The following is a 13,647-nucleotide window of genomic DNA, read 5'->3' on the forward strand; positions in this document are numbered from 1 at the left end:
GTTCTCCTCTCTTTACCCTTACAAGGTATCGGGATCCACCCCCAGCTCCCGCAGCTTCTGGGCCAGGCGCTCTGCTCGCTGTCGCTCTTGCTCAGCACGTTGGCGCTCGATTCTCTCAGCTTCTTCAGGAGTAGGCACCAGCTCCCCATTGGGGAAAAAGTAGCGCAGTTGTTGGTTATGGATCCCCAGATACAGCTCCAGCATCTCGCTCCAGCGCCAGCCCTGCTCCGTTGGCTCAATCTCCTCGTACTTCTCCCCCCTCAGTCGCAAACCCATAAACTCCTGCGTCTCCGGAGAATAGTAAAAGTACTCCGGTGTCCTGAAAATCCTTTCGTAAAGCTCCCGCTTCTCACCCCGATCCACTTTGGCAGTCGATTCCGAAAGCAGCTCGATGATCAAGTCCGGGTATTTGCCACCTTCTTCCCACACCACCCAAGAAGGGCGGGGGCGGTTTTCTACCCCTTTGACCAAAAACAGATCTGGCCCGCGGAAGTCTTTATTTTTGAGTTGCTCTCGGCTGTAGTAGACGGTGAGGTTCCAGGCGAGGAAGTAGTCGTTGCGGTCTTGCCAGAGGCGGGCGAGGCAGCTGACCAGAATCAAAAGCTGCAGGGCATGCAGGGAGTGTTCCATTTCGGGTTCATCGCTGAGCAGCCCCTGGGCCGAGGGCATGAGCTCCGCCAGTTGCTGGCGGGTGAGGGGAGTAATCTTTTCCTCGGCTTTCTCTTGGAGTTTTTCTTGGGCCAGCATTTTTGCACTCGGGGCAAGTGAATTAGCTGTAGGCTAACCCATCGATAGAACCGCCGGCAGGTGCTCTGCTTCAGGCTGACAGGGTGATAACAGGAGCGTTCTACTAACTGAAAGGCATAATAAGAGATGTAAACTTCTCCTTTTGTCCGCATGTCTTTCTGGAAACTTTTGGTGGTGATAGCGGTGCTGCTTTTCGGCTTGGCAAGCGGGATCCCCACCTTACAAGCGGCCACCCTGGGTGGATCCCCCTACAATCGCGCAGAACAGGAAGTTGTGATTGCAGCTAGCCCAGACCAGGTGTTAAAAGCGGCTGAGCAAGCCTTTCAAGTTTGGAAGCGGGGGGAACTGGTCTCTGTGGATGCTGAGGCGATGGAAGTGAAGGGGATCTCCCGCACCAACTTTTTTAAGTTCGTGGACGATCTAACGGTTTCGCTGTCGCCAATAGAAGGGGATCCTGGCCATACTCGTCTACACATTACTTCCGAAGGCCGTGTTGGGGAATATGATTTCGGCGGCAACCGGCGCAACATCAACGAGTACCTGAACACTTTGCGGTCGTTGCTGGAGCAGAGCTAGGGCCGACAGGACAAGGCGGGAGACTTATGTGGATCCACGTCTTTTGCCGTCTCTTATGATTCCTCGTTCTGTTCCAGCTTGGCCACACGAGCTTCCAGCTTGCGCAAGGTGCGTTGCAGCTCAGGCAAGTGCCGCTGGACGGCCATGCTCTTGCGCCATTCGGCAATGGGTTGGTGGGGGTAGCCGGCCACCGTTTGACCAGCAGGGATATCGCTGGTTACACCTGTCTGGGCGGCTACACGCACGCCATCGCCAATGTGCAGGTGCCCGGCCAAGCCACATTGCCCGGCCAAGATGACGTGGTGGCCCAACTGGGTGCTGCCGGCAATGCCCACCTGAGCCACGATCAGGCAGTGGGATCCGGTGCGCACGCCGTGGCCAATTTGCACCAGATTGTCGATCTTGGTGCCGCGGCCAATACGGGTCTCGCCAACGGCGGCCCGGTCGATGGTGGTGTTGCTGCCTACCTCCACGTTGTCTTCCAGCACCACCCGTCCCGCTTGGAGCATGCGCCGCCAGGAGCCATCCGCCAGGGGAATGTGGCCAAAGCCGTCGTCGCCAATGACAGCGCCGCTGTGGATGAGGCAATCATCCCCAATCTCCGTGCGCTCGTGAATAACGCAGTTGGCGAAAAGCTGACACCGGGATCCAATCCGCACCTGGGGATAAATCGTGACATTGGGATGAATTTGGGTGTGGTCGCCGATCCTCACCCCTTCCATCACCACCGCGTGCGGCCCGATTGCCACCCCTTCCCCCAGTTGGACGCTGGCATCCACCACCGCTGTAGGATGGATCCCCACCGGTAGGCGGTAGGGCTGGTAAAACAGCTCGATGGCCTGGGCAAAGAGCAGACGGGGATCCCTGCCCCGCAAGCAGGCAATGGAACAGGGCAAAGCCAGCCCTTCCTCCACGATGACGGCGCTGGCCTGGGTTTGCTCCAAGAGAGGTAGGTAGCGGGCCTCGCTGAGAAAGCTCAGCTCCCCTGGGCGAGCCTCCGCCAGGCTGGCCACGCTGTGAATTTCCAGGGTGGGATCCCCCTCGTAGGCACACCCCAATTTTTGGGCAATTTCCTGTAGCTGCATTGGGGTTGACATCCTCTACGATTGCGGCAGCCGCACGTCCATCACGGTGCCGCGCAAGTTGTAGTCAAAGGTCTCTAGCTCTAGGGGAACACCGATTTTGACGCGATTGTTGCCCAGGACGATGCCATTCTCGGTGCGCTGGCCCCGCCCCCGCAACGTAAATACCAGGTCGAGGCGATAGGCTTCGGGATCGGGCAAGTTCTGCACCCGCCCATCGGGGAAAACCACTGGCACCGTGCGGCTGACATTTTCCACTCGCACCACCTCCACCTGGCCGTAGGGCTGGTTGCGGATGATCAGGTCAGCCTTCTGCCCCGCCTGAAAAGGTTCCATAGAGCGGCTGCTGACCCCGCGCACAATCATGTCCACTTCCACCGGCAGCGTGGGGCCACCTCCCACCTGGACGACACTGCCCGCCTGCCGACCCGGAAAGAACAAGACGGCGACAATGGCCACCACCACAATTGCCAGAGCTCCCAGATCCAAGAGGCTGACCTTTCCCAAAAGCCGCCCCTGCTCGTCAATGAGCCGCATATCACCTCTCCTCGCACACCCTGTCTTGATTCTAGGCAGGTTTGTTCTCCAAGTGGCTTTCTCGCCCTAAGGGATCCAGGCTAGGGCGCTGCTGCCCAGCGGTAGGCGGCGTTCCCGCCAGCGGTGCGAACCACTTTGTCCATCAGGAATGGGCAGCCCGTCCTGCAAATCCACCAACCACACTTGCGAGGCCATGATGGCTTGCCCGCTACGGCTAAGGGGAGCCGAGGGATCCGGGATCCCTGGGAACGGTTCCAAGAGCGTGTAGGCCAGCATGCGTCCATCCGGGGAAATGCTGAAGTCCAGATCGACGGGATAGGTGGCTCGAACCACCTCTATGGCGTTGCCTGCTTCAGTGCCGAGCGTTATCGCCAGCAGGCGGGGCGACTCGGTGTAGCTGGGGGAGTCCATCGCGACCTCGCCAACAGAATAATGCTCCGCACCGCTAACGTGAGAGACCTCACTGACCAAGGCGTAGAAGATGGGCGCCCGAGGGGAAAAAGCCCCTTTCAGGATGGATCCCTGGGTTCTCAAAATCTCCTCGCTGTTGCCGGTATTGCTGACGATGGAGAGGCTGCGGGTGTAGTCGGGATTGAAGCGCAGCAAAGCCCCGAAAGCCCCATCGGGGCGGATGGCTAAGGTTTGGCCGAACTGGGCTAGAAAGCTCTCCGCTGCCGCCCGTGGATGCAAGGGTACGATCCCCACCCCCTGTCCCTGCGAGATGAGCAGGCTGCTCTCATCGGGGCTAATGAAAAAATCTCCCCCCACCGCCGTATCCAGCTCTAGACGTTCAAAGGGATCCCGGCTCGTTTTCTGGATCCACAGCTCCGTCTGGACGGCAGCCATGGGATCCCGTTGCAGCGGGATCCGCTCTGCCACCACCAATTCCCCCGTCGGCGAGACTTGGAAGCGCAGGTTTTGGTAACCCTGATGATCCAGCAGCAACCGCGAAGACAGATCCTCCAGATCCAGCCGGTACAGATCCTGGTGCTGTAGGTTGGTGGCCGTGGCGAAATAGTACACGAAGCGGCCATCAGCACTGGGCTGCATTTGGGTTACCTTGACCCCAGCTGGAGTCAGCAGAGTAGCGGCTCCCGTCTCCAGGTTGAACAGAAACATTCGCCCTCGCTGGGCAGGTTCGGTGCTGATCCCCAGCAACTGCCGATCCGGTGTGCGGAATTCTCCCTCGAAAGGCCGGGCCATGGGCTGGCCCCGTTCATCCACGGCTGCCTGCAGGCGCACCCGGTAGGTCTGGCCGTAAGGGGCTGGTTCTGTCAGCGTCCAAAAAAAGCGGCGACCCAGCTTGCGCATTCGGCCTGGCAGAGGGGGCTGGATCTCCAAATGCTCTTCAACGCTGACGGGATCCATCGGGCGGTTGAAGGTGAGCACCATCTGCACTTCTTGCGCCCCCACCCGTTGCTGTTGCCAGTTAAAGTCCCGCACGTAAGGAGCTGTGTGGTTGCCCAACACCACCAGGATCACCCCGATGGCCAGGTTGCAGAGGGTAATCCGGGCAACCCAGCGATCCAGAGGCTGTGGGAACCACCGCGTCAGGGTTGCGCGCCAGTAAGATCCCGACCGGGCAGACATCTGACTCATAGGTTACAAACAACAGACAGGTATGGGCAGCCAGAACTTGGGGAGCTGCCTACTGCAGCATCAAAAAAAGAAAGTCTTCTAGGTTGGTTAGGAAGGTCAGCACCTCAGCGGTTGTTCGTTCTTCATCTGGGGATCCCAACTGGACGGCCTGTTGAATCAGCTCTCGAACCGGCGTTGGTCCTTGAAGCAGTGGCGCCAACCAGCTCACTTTCTCGGCAGGGATGCTGATCCGCCCGTGGGTGGCCCCTGTCCACTGCATTTCGTAGGGCCGCTTCTCTTGCAGGGCTTTGCTGTACTCCTGGCGAAAGCGGGGGTTGTCCATCAACAGGGGATTGAATTGTACGGATCCCGACAGCCAATCTTCGTCGCTCCAGGGCAGCACCGGTGAAGAGCCGGCATGCTCGGCCCAGAAGTCGATGAGGCGATGGTCAGGTCGGATGAGCTCATAGAGGTGCAGCCGCTCCATGACGCTGAGGGTTGCCAACCGCTGCCGTACAAACTCAGGTACCTTTTTAAACAAAGACTCCACCGACCAGTCGGGCCTATCCACCAAGCTCAAAAAGCCCAACCCCGCCTGCTGCAACAGGCGAAACAAGTCGGGGATCGTGAACCCCTTGTCGTTGGAGAGTAGGTAGTTGTTCATAATGGCCGCATCTTCGGCATAGTTGGCCGGGTTCCAGAACACCGCCTGGGCCACTTCTTCTCGCAGGGATCCCATGAACTCCCGCACATTTTGCGCCCCTACAGCCGGTGGAACGTCAAATTGGCCCACTTTTTGAAAGGCTTCCTGCAAGCGGAAAAACACCTGCCGTTGGTAGCGGCTGTGGAGATTGGCCCGGATGATGCCATCGGGCTTGAGGACATTTTTCATCGCCCGCAGGCCCTCGGTGGGATCCTCCAGCAAATACAAAACATCATTGAGGCTAATGAAATCGAATTGGATCCCCAGGCGATCCAGCTCCAGCAGATTGAGGACATAAAATTCGGCATCTGTGAAGCCGTGGTGGCGCAGGCGTTCCTCGGTAAGCTTGACCGAAGCCGGAGACAGATCACAGGCAACGATCTGGGCCCCTGGATTGGCCTCGGCCATCATCAACGTTTCCCAGCCGGAGCCACAGCCGGCATTCAACAACACCTTGCCCTCTGGCGGGACGATGGTATGGGTGCGCAGGTACTGAGCCGTGGTATAGCTCATCTTAAACATCTCCGGCAAGGCATTGCGAGCCGTCTGCGAGAGGGGCACATTAGGGTAGGGTAGAGCCTCGTAAAGGCTCAAGGCTCGTTCCGAAGCGGAGAGGGCAGAGCTGGCCATAGGCAGGGGAAAGGCTCAACGGTTCAATTTATGATTGAGTGTAGCCCTGGTCGCGACAGCCTCAGGGATCCGCAAAAAACTTGCCATGACTGCTGCTTCCCTGCCCCGTCGCCGCTCTCGCTTCTCCCTCATAGGCACCTTGGCCGCCGTTGGGGGAGCGTTTCTGTGTGGGATCCTGGTGGTGCGGCTGCAGTTGCCGATGCTGGAGCGGATCAATCTGGGAGAATTGGAAAATGCCGAGGCCCGCAAAAACCGCAACATTGCCCTGGCCAATACGCTGGGGTGGCTGGGCTACCGCAACTTGGGGGCTTCCTGGCTGTGGCTGGAGCTGATCCAGTACTACGGGGATGCACCGGCTCGCACCCTGACTGGCTATGGCCTGGCCTACGACTACTTCGATCACATGCTGCGGCTGGATCCCCATTTCCTCTTGGGCTACCGGCTCTCTAGTTTGGTGTTGGCCTATCGGGCCGGCCAGCCGGAAAAAGCCGTCGAGATTTTGGATCGCGGCCTGCAGCAGTTCAACCCCCAAAACAACCCTGACGCCTGGCGACTTTATGTGGATCGCGCCCTACTTAACTTTATGTTTCTGGGGGATGCGGAAGCGGGCCGCAATGACTACTACCAAGCCGCTGCCTGGCGAGAGCAGGTGGGCCTGCCTGGAGATGAATTTCGCCAGTTGGGGGATAACATCGCCCGCAGTCCTCTCAGCCGCCGTTCCCAATTCGATGTTTGGCTGAGCGTGTTTAACTCCACCACCGACCGGGATACCCGCCTGTTTGTCTTGGAACAACTGGTCCAGTTGGGTACGGTGCTGCAAACGCTGCCTACGGGGGAGATCGAGATCCTGCCCCCTCCTCTGCCCGACTTCCCCGACGAAGAACCCTATCGCTTGCGCCTGTGATTTGATCCGGGGGACAAAGATTGCGCCTTAGGGCTGTGACGTTGCCCCAAAAGGTGAGCTAAACTCTAACCCAAATTAAGCCGACCCCACGAGCCGACTCTTCGAGAGCCGCAGCTTTTCGTGGGAGAGGTTCGCTTTTCCGACGTAGGGAGCAGCTGGCTCTGTTGCCTTTGCCGGGGAAGAGCAGCAGCCAGCCTCACGGCAATCCCCAAGGACGCTCTGGGATTCCGGTTTGTTCCCCCAAACTTCTCTATCTTATTATTTCTTAACTTTTGTTCTTGTTCTGCACAATAGGAGTGACCCCCATGACCTCAAGAACTTCCCTTCTGATGACTGTGGCTGTCCTTTCGGGCAGTTGGCTTGTTCTTCCGGCGGCAGCACAATCTTCCGGGACGGCCCGGGTGCGGTCGGTGGTGGATGGGGATACCTTCTGGGCGGACTTGAACGGCAGGCCAACCCGTTTCCGTCTGGCCTACGTGGATGCGCCGGAGCTGACCCAAGGGCGCTGGGGGCGGCTATCCCAAGAGGCTCTGCAAAACTTGCTCCCGACGGGATCCCTGGTGCAGGTGGATACCCTCTATGTCACACCGGAAGGGCTTCACATTGCCCAGGTGTACAACGCCGATGGTTTGGTGAATTTGGAGATGTTGCGCCAGGGTCAGGCGGTGGTTTACGAGCGCTTTTTGCACGGGGCCAATCGGCAACGCTACCTAGAAGCCCAAGAGGCGGCCCAAGCGGCGCGGTTAGGCTTCTGGCAGCAACGCAATCCGGTGATGCCTTGGGAGTTTCGGGAGACGGCCACACAAACCTCGGCCTTTGCAGGGGTCAATGTTTTGGATGGTTCTTTGATTCGTGAAAATCCGGCGGCGGCTGCGGGTGTGGGGATTGCTACCGCAGTGGTGGTGGTGGGTCTGAGCAAAGTGCTGTGGAGAAAGCCCAGCCGACAAAGGGTGAGCATCCGGCAGATGGAGCGGGATCTGAAACAATTGCAGCGCAGCCTCACCACAACCCTGGCCAGTCGCAAGCAACTGGAACGGCGGTACGACGAAATTTTGCAAAAGGCCGAAGATTGGTTTGTCAGGGCTGAGAAAGCCAGCCAACAGAACCAGGATGACCTTGCCCGCGAGGCTTTGGTCCGGCGCAACCAGCACATGAGCGCGGCAGAAGCGGTTCGCAAATCTTTGGATGAAGTTGAAGCGCAGGTGGCAACCCTTCGCGAAGGCATTTCCCGCCTAGAAAGCCAGATCTCGATGGCCAAGCTGGAGCGGGAGATGAACAACTGACGCGAACGCAACCATGCCCAACTCCTCTTTTGCGTCTTTTGCGCTAGAGGAGGGGATCTGCGCACTTGGGCTAAGGCAAGGAGGGGGGCAGGTTTTGCAGGATGGTGCGGACAACTGCGGCCGAGTTGAGCGCTGCTGTTTGAAAAAAGCTCAAGAAATCCGTATCGTCCCCTGCATCGCTGACCGAGCGCACCAGCAAACAAGGGATCCCGGCTTCTTGCGCTACTCGCACCACGGCTGCCCCCTCCATCTCCACAACCAAAGCGCCGGTGCGTTCTCGGATTTGTCGGCGTAGGTCTGCGTCGGCCACAAACACATCGCCGGTGGCCACCAAGCCTTGATGAATGACGGGATCCCGGCCTTGTAGGGGGTGGAGAGGGATCCGCTCGGGGTGGGCCACAATCAGGTCGTAGAGGGCGCTATCGGCCTCGGCCAGTGGGTGGCGCAGCTCTGGGATAAAGTCGATCCCCAAGACAAAGCCCTCGGGTCGTCCGGTGCCAAAGTCGTGCTCGATCGCCGCATGGGCCAGCACCACATCTCCCATGTGCAAGTGATCGGCCAATGCCCCGGCCACACCGGTAAAAATGATCCCCTGCAAAGGGAAATGGGCCACCAACAGAGCCGCCGTGGTTGCCGCCCGCACCTTGCCCACCCCACCTTGTACCACCACCACCGGTTGCCCCGCCAGGGATCCCTGGTGGAACTGTCGCCCCAGATGGGTATGGATGGAGCAGGTTTCCATTGCTGCGGTGAGCATGGCCACTTCCTCGGGCAGGGCTCCAAGAATACCAATGGCTTTCTGGGGGAGATGAGATGGAGATTCCATAGAGCTTCCCTCAGGTTCTTCGAAAGACTTTTGAACAGGCTCTCTCTCCAGTTGGCGGGGGGGATCGCTTGCCCTCACCTGTCCGGCCACTTAGTGAACCATTGCCAACGGTTTCATTCTCGCCTGAGTTGAGGATCCCAAGGCGATGGCCGGATAGGTCGGAGTCTTAGGCGGTATAGCGGTATAGTTGAGGTGGTTGGATAGGGAATAGGGGGAAGACCATGGTCTACAGTGAGCCGCTCATGAGCACCTTTAACCCTTCGCCAGAGGTTTTTCCAGAGCCCCTTCGCTGCGTTGAGGTTGTCTCGGCGGTGGTTTCCAGCCTCAAAGAGGATGCGGCCTACGAAAACCATGAGCAGGGACACACCTGGAAGTTCACCTACGGCACGGCAGAAGTGTTCGTCCATCTGAGCGGCGAATCCCCAGAAGACACTCTTTTGGTATGGTCTCCCGTTCTCTCTCTGCCGGTGGCAGAACCGGCCAAGCTGATGCAGAAGCTCCTGGAGAAGAATTGGAGCGACACCCTAGAGGCGCGCTTTTGCATCTGGAACAACCAGGTGGTGCTGAACCACTACCGCACCTTGGAAGGGATCACAGCGGGCGAAATTTCCCGGGCCATCACCATTGTGGCCAGCTTGGCCGATGAATATGATGAGCCCCTCCAGGCGGAGTTTCCCAAAGTTTAGGGTCTGGCTTTGCCAGGATGGGATCCCAGGGATACTGGCTCCCCTACCGCGTGGCCTCTGGGGCCCGGCAAATGGAGCAGGATGCCTGGCTTCTGCAGCGGCTGCGCCATGACCCTCACCCCTGCCTGCGCTTTTATGGCTGGGATCAGCTTACCCTCTCGCTGGGACGGCATCAGGTTTGGCCAGATCCTCTGCCAGGGATCCCGATTGTGCGCCGACCCACGGGGGGAAGGGCGGTGCTCCATCAGGCGGCTGAGGATGCAGCAGAGCTGACCTACAGCTTGGTGTTGCCCCTTTCTTACTTGCAAGCCAGGTTGCCCAGTTTGCAGCGGGCCTGGGTGTACGACTTCTGTTGCCGCTTTTGGGTGCAGGGGTTGGCGGAGCTGGGCATTGCCATAGATGAGCCCGCTTTTGCTCACGGCCGAAGCCACCGGGATCCCGGCTACCGCAACAAGACCAGTTGCTTTGCCTCCCGTACCCGTGCTGACTTGAGCTGGCAGGGCAAAAAGCTGATGGGCAACGCCCAACTGTGGCAACCTTGGGGGATCCTGCAACAGGGATCCCTCCTATTGCAACCCAATCTAGAGCTGTGGGAACGGTATCTGCCCGGCTCGCAGGTGATTGGTATCTACGACATTTGCCCCACGGCGCCAGGGATCCCTGCTTTGATCGAACATTTTCTCCAGGCCGCCCGGGAGTGCTTTGAAGTGGAATGGCAAGAAGAAGCCTGGCTCCCTTGGCCGGACTGAGGGCCGGTTGCTGTTAACAATTACTAGCAACAAGAAGCGGCTTGTCTCAACCGTTCCCCAACTCCCCTCTCTCCCTGGGAAAAGGACTGCCAGTCTAGCCGAGACAGCTGTGCTAGAACCTAGGCAGCGCTCAGCCAGGTAAGCCATGCCGAAAGTTTGGGCGGCAGTTTTGCTAGTTGTATCCCTGCTGCCGCAGCCCGCTTGGGCCATTACCCTTGAACAAGTGCCCAACCCCCGCCGTCAGTATGGAGGGTGGGTTTCCGATACCGCCAACATCCTCAGCAGCAGCACCGAAAACGAGCTCAACCGTCTTATCACTCAGCTTGAGCAGCGCACCAGTGCCGAGATGGCAGTGGTTACCGTGCCGAATACTCAGGGATATGCAACACCAAAAGACTTCACCACGCAGCTATTTAACTACTGGGGGATCGGCAAGGCAGGCCAAAACAACGGGGTTTTGTTTCTCATCTCGGTAGGGGATCGGCGGGTGGAAATCGAAACGGGCAGGGGCCTGGTCGCTATCCTCCCCGACAGCCGAGTCCAGCAGATTATCGACCAGCAGATCCTGCCTCGGTTTCGCAATGGGGATTTTGATGGCGGCACTCTGGCGGGGGTGCGGCAGTTGACCTCGGTGTTGCAGGGCCAGCCCGTTGCAAATGTTCCTGCGGCAGCTTCTGGAGTTACCACCTCAACGATTGCAACTTCTTCTGGGGCAGTGGCCCAGGGCATTGATTCTTCCCTGGTGGAAGGGATCCTGCTGCTGCTGGGGATCATCATTTTGGGACTGGGGTGGCAGCGCTCTCGCATGCCCGTCTCTCTAAGGGCTGAGCGAGGGGGAAGACAAGTCCTCTCCCTGACACGCAGAGATCCAAGAACAGGTGCTGTGCTCTCTTCGGTTCAGAGCGACCCCATTCGTCTCTTCCTCTATTCGGGATCCCTCTGCCTTGGCGTGTTCCTAGGATTGTCCAGCGGCAACTGGCTGGGGTTCGCTCTGCCGGTTGTGGCTGCTATGGCCACTGACGGCACCTTGGGCCGGAAGCGTGGGATCCCTTTTCAGCCGGTGGTCTGTCAAGCCTGTGGTCGACCCATGCGACTCATCCAGCCCCAGCTTCTGGATAAGTACCTTCCCCAAGAGCATCGCCTGGCCAGGAGCCGCGGCAGAGCTCGCTACTACGGCTGGTTTTGTCCTACCTGTCAAGGAATAGCTGTGGTTGTGCGCGAAGGCACGCTCTCCCGACACCTTTACTGCCCTCGGTGCCAAGCCCTCACCCTCGACCTCACCACACAGGTTCTCAGGGAAGCCACCTATTCCTCTAGCGGCTTGAAGCTGGAAATCCTGAGCTGTCCTATCTGCGGGTACCGCAGCGAGCGAGAGGTGGTCATCCCCGAGCTCAGCGACACAGACACAGATTCAGACTTCGGTGGAGATTCAGGTGGAGATTCAGACTTCGGTGGCGGTAGCAGCGGAGGTGGCGGAGCGGGCGGCAGTTGGTGAGACCCAACTCTAGAGATTTCTCTATCGATCTGAAAAAGGAGTCGGGCTTCTCTTAAATCCGCCAGGACAGTACAGTGGTAAGGGAGCAGCAATAGAAACTGGCTAAGGACGGATCTCTCATGACCCTCGGAGAAGGCGTACAACTGGTTACGTTTGTGGTGCTATCGGCGATGGCCATTGGCTTCGCGCTAGGCGTGGTTTGGGCCCCCAGCATTGTCTATTCCGGTTTTCTGCTCGGGGGCGTTTTCCTGAGCATGGCCGGGTTGTATCTCCTCTTGAATGCCGATTTTGTGGCCGCAGCCCAAGTTCTGATCTACGTCGGCGCGGTTAATGTGTTGATCCTGTTTGCCATCATGTTGGTGAATCGGCGCTACAACTTTGCTCCTCTGAAGCTGGGCTGGCTGCGCAACGGAGTGACGGCGGTGGTCTGTTTGGGTCTGTTTGCCCTTCTAGCCGCGATGGCTTTGAACACCCCTTGGCCGCTGCAGCCGATCCAACCTTTGAGCAGTGTGTTGGTGATCGGCGGCCACTTCTTCAGCGATTATCTTCTGCCTTTTGAGCTGGCTTCTGTTTTGCTGCTGATGGCGTTGATTGGGGCCATTGTCTTGGCGCGGCGGGAGTTTGTTCTTCCCCAAGCCGGAGAAGGGGATCTGAGCTTGCTGGAGCGGGCCCGACCCCAGCTGGAATCAGAGTCAGAACGACCGGCAGAGCTGGTGAGCACCCGTTGAAGCTGACTGCTCTTGGCCATAAAACCTAGAGCTTTCCCGAGGCCCCTGTCATTGTGTATCTACATGGAGCTCATCGCGATGTTGCAACTGCAGTTTTTCTTGGTGGTGGCAGCGATTCTTTTCTGCATTGGTATTTACGGATTGATTGTGAGCCGCAATGCGATTCGCGTCCTGATGTCGATTGAGCTGATGCTCAATGCGGTTAACCTGAACTTCATGGCTTTCTCCAACTTTGTCGATTCAGCGATGATTCGCGGCCAGGTGTTCTCGGTGTTTGTCATCACTGTGGCAGCTGCCGAGGCCGCAGTGGGCTTGGCCATCGTGCTGGGGATCTACCGCAACCGCGCCACTATCGATATGGAGAGCTTTAACTTGCTCAAGTGGTAGACTTTTTCGATTGTTTAGTTTGTATCAAGGCAAGGCTGGCTAATTCAAGTGAAGGCCAGAATGCCTGAGTAGAGCAAAGCTCCCAAAACAGGCAGGAAAACCAGCAGACCCAGCCAGCGGGATTTATTCAGGCGGGGTGGAATGGCAAAGATCACCCAGATACCGAAGATCAAGTTGACTAGGGGAATGAAGAAGAGGATCACCCACCAGCCGGGTTTACCAGCAGCTCGACACATCACCCAGATGTTAGCAATCGGGATCCAAGCTAACCAAGCATTCGGCACGTTTAGCTTCTCTCCAATCACCATTAAGGTGTAGCTAAAGAAAGCGTAAAGGGCAACGGCAATCAGCCCTGGTAAAAGCTCATCCATCGTGACCCTCCCACATATTTTTTTGATATTTGCGAATGTCAACTCACTTGTCTCCAGCGTCTCTTTGGTGTCAGAGGCAACCCTCGAATCTATACAGCTATAAGGCCAAACCGCAAGAAAACCAACTTTCCAAAGCTGTTCAGGAGCTACTCTGATCCCGCCCACAAAGTTAGCCAAAAGGGATCCCGTTGTCCAGACTTATCTGTCAAGTTTCATCAAGAATTCTGTCAAGTTTCATCAAGAATACAGATCTGACGAATAATCTCTCAAGCACGGGGGGGCAACGGCGGGCATTGGATCCCGGGAACCAGGGATTCCAGCAAGCCGCTACAGGCATCCCAGAGCAGCTCGATCACGTAATGGAA

The 13,647-nt window shown here is 58.0% G+C and carries 15 protein-coding genes; 8 read left to right on the forward strand and 7 right to left on the reverse strand.

Going from position 1 to position 13,647, the window contains the following annotated elements:
- Window positions 1-18 precede the first annotated feature (18 nt).
- Complete coding sequence (locus tag NW834_RS11345; protein ID WP_414342578.1) at window positions 19-705, reverse strand: Uma2 family endonuclease; 687 nt, start codon at window positions 703-705, stop codon at window positions 19-21.
- Between the two features lie 192 nt (window positions 706-897).
- Here NW834_RS11345 and NW834_RS11350 point away from each other — a divergent pair, with 192 nt between their 5' ends.
- Window positions 898-1,323: a DUF1499 domain-containing protein gene (locus NW834_RS11350; protein WP_414329250.1), complete on the forward strand. Its 426-nt coding sequence runs from the start codon at window positions 898-900 to the stop codon at window positions 1,321-1,323.
- A gap of 53 nt (window positions 1,324-1,376) precedes the next feature.
- Here NW834_RS11350 and lpxD read toward each other — a convergent pair whose 3' ends face one another.
- The 4 genes from lpxD to NW834_RS11370 all read right to left on the reverse strand — a co-directional run bounded on the left by lpxD (window position 1,377) and on the right by NW834_RS11370 (window position 5,853).
- Window positions 1,377-2,408: a UDP-3-O-(3-hydroxymyristoyl)glucosamine N-acyltransferase gene (lpxD, locus tag NW834_RS11355; RefSeq protein WP_414329255.1), complete on the reverse strand. Its 1,032-nt coding sequence runs from the start codon at window positions 2,406-2,408 to the stop codon at window positions 1,377-1,379.
- A gap of 15 nt (window positions 2,409-2,423) precedes the next feature.
- Window positions 2,424-2,942, reverse strand: coding sequence for a DUF4330 domain-containing protein (locus NW834_RS11360; RefSeq protein WP_414329249.1), 519 nt, complete (start codon window positions 2,940-2,942; stop codon window positions 2,424-2,426).
- Between the two features lie 66 nt (window positions 2,943-3,008).
- Window positions 3,009-4,532, reverse strand: a complete 1,524-nt coding sequence (locus NW834_RS11365) for a hypothetical protein (protein WP_414418495.1) — start codon at window positions 4,530-4,532, stop codon at window positions 3,009-3,011.
- A 58-nt stretch (window positions 4,533-4,590) separates the two neighbouring features.
- The gene (locus NW834_RS11370) at window positions 4,591-5,853 is read right to left on the reverse strand and encodes a class I SAM-dependent methyltransferase (protein ID WP_414418494.1); all 1,263 of its coding nucleotides are present in this window, start codon (window positions 5,851-5,853) and stop codon (window positions 4,591-4,593) included.
- Between the two features lie 85 nt (window positions 5,854-5,938).
- Between NW834_RS11370 and NW834_RS11375 the strand changes: the two genes are divergently transcribed.
- Both NW834_RS11375 and NW834_RS11380 read left to right on the forward strand, forming a co-directional pair.
- On the forward strand, window positions 5,939-6,757 hold the full coding sequence (locus tag NW834_RS11375) for a hypothetical protein (RefSeq protein WP_414418493.1): 819 nt from the start codon (window positions 5,939-5,941) through the stop codon (window positions 6,755-6,757).
- A 329-nt stretch (window positions 6,758-7,086) separates the two neighbouring features.
- The gene (locus NW834_RS11380; protein ID WP_414418492.1) at window positions 7,087-8,040 is read left to right on the forward strand and encodes a PspA/IM30 family protein; all 954 of its coding nucleotides are present in this window, start codon (window positions 7,087-7,089) and stop codon (window positions 8,038-8,040) included.
- Between the two features lie 70 nt (window positions 8,041-8,110).
- Here the strand turns inward: NW834_RS11380 and NW834_RS11385 are convergent, their stop codons facing one another.
- A complete protein-coding gene (locus NW834_RS11385) occupies window positions 8,111-8,866 on the reverse strand; it encodes a 5'-methylthioadenosine/adenosylhomocysteine nucleosidase (RefSeq protein WP_414382819.1) in 756 nt (251 codons plus the stop codon).
- Window positions 8,867-9,087: 221 nt separating this feature from the next.
- Between NW834_RS11385 and NW834_RS11390 the strand changes: the two genes are divergently transcribed.
- The 5 genes from NW834_RS11390 (at window position 9,088) to nuoK (ending at window position 12,911) form a co-directional block, all read left to right on the forward strand.
- Window positions 9,088-9,552: a YbjN domain-containing protein gene (locus tag NW834_RS11390; RefSeq protein WP_414328810.1), complete on the forward strand. Its 465-nt coding sequence runs from the start codon at window positions 9,088-9,090 to the stop codon at window positions 9,550-9,552.
- A 17-nt stretch (window positions 9,553-9,569) separates the two neighbouring features.
- A complete protein-coding gene (locus NW834_RS11395) occupies window positions 9,570-10,301 on the forward strand; it encodes a lipoyl protein ligase domain-containing protein (protein WP_011432905.1) in 732 nt (243 codons plus the stop codon).
- A 145-nt stretch (window positions 10,302-10,446) separates the two neighbouring features.
- On the forward strand, window positions 10,447-11,796 hold the full coding sequence (locus NW834_RS11400) for a TPM domain-containing protein (RefSeq protein WP_414328807.1): 1,350 nt from the start codon (window positions 10,447-10,449) through the stop codon (window positions 11,794-11,796).
- A 119-nt stretch (window positions 11,797-11,915) separates the two neighbouring features.
- Window positions 11,916-12,524 carry an NADH-quinone oxidoreductase subunit J gene (locus tag NW834_RS11405; RefSeq protein WP_011432903.1) on the forward strand — a complete coding sequence of 203 codons (609 nt, stop codon included), beginning with the start codon at window positions 11,916-11,918 and terminating at the stop codon, window positions 12,522-12,524.
- A gap of 81 nt (window positions 12,525-12,605) precedes the next feature.
- Window positions 12,606-12,911, forward strand: a complete 306-nt coding sequence (gene nuoK, locus NW834_RS11410) for an NADH-quinone oxidoreductase subunit NuoK (RefSeq protein WP_414328814.1) — start codon at window positions 12,606-12,608, stop codon at window positions 12,909-12,911.
- Between the two features lie 44 nt (window positions 12,912-12,955).
- On the opposite strand, the gene NW834_RS11415 is transcribed toward nuoK, so the two are convergent.
- On the reverse strand, window positions 12,956-13,282 hold the full coding sequence (locus NW834_RS11415) for a DUF5684 domain-containing protein (RefSeq protein WP_011432901.1): 327 nt from the start codon (window positions 13,280-13,282) through the stop codon (window positions 12,956-12,958).
- Window positions 13,283-13,647 lie beyond the last annotated feature (365 nt).

This window comes from Synechococcus sp. R60.1 (assembly GCF_047461835.1).
GTDB lineage: Bacteria > Cyanobacteriota > Cyanobacteriia > Thermostichales > Thermostichaceae > Thermostichus.

What these genes read in the sequence shown, in the direction of transcription:
- NW834_RS11350 (WP_414329250.1), top strand. Translation starts at nt 898, where the DNA reads ATGTCTTTCTGGAAACTTTTGGTGGTGATAGCGGTGCTGCTTTTCGGC.
- lpxD (WP_414329255.1), bottom strand. Translation starts at nt 2,408, where the DNA reads ATGCAGCTACAGGAAATTGCCCAAAAATTGGGGTGTGCCTACGAGGGG.
- NW834_RS11360 (WP_414329249.1), bottom strand. Translation starts at nt 2,942, where the DNA reads ATGCGGCTCATTGACGAGCAGGGGCGGCTTTTGGGAAAGGTCAGCCTC.
- NW834_RS11365 (WP_414418495.1), bottom strand. Translation starts at nt 4,532, where the DNA reads ATGTCTGCCCGGTCGGGATCTTACTGGCGCGCAACCCTGACGCGGTGG.
- NW834_RS11370 (WP_414418494.1), bottom strand. Translation starts at nt 5,853, where the DNA reads ATGGCCAGCTCTGCCCTCTCCGCTTCGGAACGAGCCTTGAGCCTTTAC.
- NW834_RS11375 (WP_414418493.1), top strand. Translation starts at nt 5,939, where the DNA reads ATGACTGCTGCTTCCCTGCCCCGTCGCCGCTCTCGCTTCTCCCTCATA.
- NW834_RS11380 (WP_414418492.1), top strand. Translation starts at nt 7,087, where the DNA reads ATGACTGTGGCTGTCCTTTCGGGCAGTTGGCTTGTTCTTCCGGCGGCA.
- NW834_RS11385 (WP_414382819.1), bottom strand. Translation starts at nt 8,866, where the DNA reads ATGGAATCTCCATCTCATCTCCCCCAGAAAGCCATTGGTATTCTTGGA.
- NW834_RS11390 (WP_414328810.1), top strand. Translation starts at nt 9,088, where the DNA reads ATGGTCTACAGTGAGCCGCTCATGAGCACCTTTAACCCTTCGCCAGAG.
- NW834_RS11395 (WP_011432905.1), top strand. Translation starts at nt 9,570, where the DNA reads ATGGGATCCCAGGGATACTGGCTCCCCTACCGCGTGGCCTCTGGGGCC.
- NW834_RS11400 (WP_414328807.1), top strand. Translation starts at nt 10,447, where the DNA reads ATGCCGAAAGTTTGGGCGGCAGTTTTGCTAGTTGTATCCCTGCTGCCG.
- NW834_RS11405 (WP_011432903.1), top strand. Translation starts at nt 11,916, where the DNA reads ATGACCCTCGGAGAAGGCGTACAACTGGTTACGTTTGTGGTGCTATCG.
- NW834_RS11415 (WP_011432901.1), bottom strand. Translation starts at nt 13,282, where the DNA reads ATGGATGAGCTTTTACCAGGGCTGATTGCCGTTGCCCTTTACGCTTTC.